The sequence below is a fragment of the Oleiphilus sp. HI0125 genome (genome assembly GCF_001635355.1).
The window spans coordinates 1-823 of sequence record NZ_LWGF01000387.1; the positions used below are offsets into that span (position 1 = coordinate 1).

At 42.2% G+C, this 823-nt stretch carries 1 protein-coding gene; it reads left to right on the forward strand.

The genetic code is table 11. The annotated features are described in order from the left end of the window. The first annotated feature begins 398 nt into the window (after nt 1-398). Entirely contained in the window at nt 399-761 is a 363-nt protein-coding gene (locus A3762_RS05300; protein ID WP_068502542.1) for a hypothetical protein, read from the forward strand. Nucleotides 762-823 lie beyond the last annotated feature (62 nt).

Below are 823 nucleotides of genomic sequence, written 5' to 3' on the forward strand. Positions count from 1 at the left end.
TCAATTAATGCATGTAATTAGACAAAAGCCGCTGTTAGTGCTTCGCAGTTCACCATGCCCGCTTCGAAGAAGATTGCAGACCTTAACGCTTTGATCGCACCTGCTTCGAGAGGTCGAGTTGTGTAGGTTCAAATTATATCTACAGGTCGGCTGTGATAACCGCGCGAGCGGCGGGTATCACTGCTTACTCTTATAAAGCTCTGATTTTAAGGAGGTAATGAATTAGCAAATGCGTATTCAGTACGCATTTGCTAAAGAGTGTGCGCAATTTGAAAAAACGGAAGTCTCATAAGTCTATGATTATTAATGAATTGATCCTTCCGAAGGTGTTAACCTAATTGAAAAGTGATACCCGTATCGGGTACGTAGAATTAACTGTTATGCACTAAGAGATCGCAATGGGTAGCAAAATCGCAGGAACATTAAGCTTGTTAGGTGCAGTGGCTCTTATAGCCATATGGTGGGTGTTTCTATTTTCTGCTCGGCCTGACTGCCTAGATTCTGTTCAGCTTGCAATATCATCTGCCAAATACGCGTTGTCTCCAAGCGAGTCAGGTAGCTGGCTATTCATTTTTACTTTGGTTTCAATTTTTGCTTGTATCTTAACGGGTCTAATTCTACTTTTCGGCAAACAAAAAAATCTAGCCATGTACCTAATAGCTATACATGCTGTAGCGGCTGCGTTTATCTATACTTGGTCATTGGTAGTGGCTATCGCATTACCTTTAATCTATTTGGGTAAGGTGCAAAAAAATGCATAACAAGGGTAGGAAAAATCGCCCGCAAAAAACGCGGGCTGGACTCTCTAACGCTCGCCTTTGCT

What these genes read in the sequence shown, in the direction of transcription:
- A3762_RS05300 (WP_068502542.1), top strand. Translation starts at nt 399, where the DNA reads ATGGGTAGCAAAATCGCAGGAACATTAAGCTTGTTAGGTGCAGTGGCT.